Origin of the sequence: Amycolatopsis vancoresmycina, from assembly GCF_000716785.1 — a bacterium.
GTDB classification, from domain to species: domain Bacteria; phylum Actinomycetota; class Actinomycetes; order Mycobacteriales; family Pseudonocardiaceae; genus Amycolatopsis; species Amycolatopsis vancoresmycina.
The window spans coordinates 1-597 of sequence record NZ_JNYY01000054.1 but is presented as its reverse complement, the minus strand read 5'-3'; the positions used below and the strand labels follow the sequence as shown (position 1 = coordinate 597).

General features: G+C 66.0%; 1 protein-coding gene. It reads left to right on the top strand.

Going from position 1 to position 597, the window contains the following annotated elements; genetic code table 11:
* Window positions 1–597: cytochrome b (locus tag OO60_RS44280; RefSeq protein WP_033263642.1), on the top strand; the 597-nt coding region annotated here is incomplete at both ends.

The following is a 597-nucleotide window of genomic DNA, read 5'->3' as shown; positions in this document are numbered from 1 at the left end:
CGAGAAGGCGCTGGGCGAGGCCGCGAACAACGCCGACCAGCGGTACCGGCTGGCCAAGGGCCTGCGGCACCAGATGAACAAGGTGTTCCCGACCCACTGGTCGTTCCTGCTGGGCGAGATCGCGCTCTACAGCTTCATCATCCTGCTGCTCACGGGTGTGTACCTGACGCTGTTCTTCGACCCCTCGATGCAGGAGGTCGTCTACCACGGCAGCTTCAAGAACATGCAGGGCCTGGAGATGTCCCAGGCGTTCCGCACGACCCTGGACATCTCCTTCGACGTCCGCGGCGGCCTGTTCATGCGCCAGCTGCACCACTGGGCCGCGCTGATCTTCGTCGAAGGCTTCTTCGGCTACTCCCTGCCCGACGACCTGCTCTCCGGTACCGGGATCCGCGCGACGCTCTCGGGCATCGTGCTCTCGGTGCCGGTGGCCGGGACCTGGATCCACTGGGCGTTGTTCGGCGGGGAGTTCCCGGGCGATCAGATCATCCCGCGGCTGTACACGCTGCACATCCTGCTGATCCCGGGCATCATGCTCGCGCTGGTCGGGGCGCACCTGGCGCTGGTGTGGTACCAGAAGCACACCCAGTTCCCGGG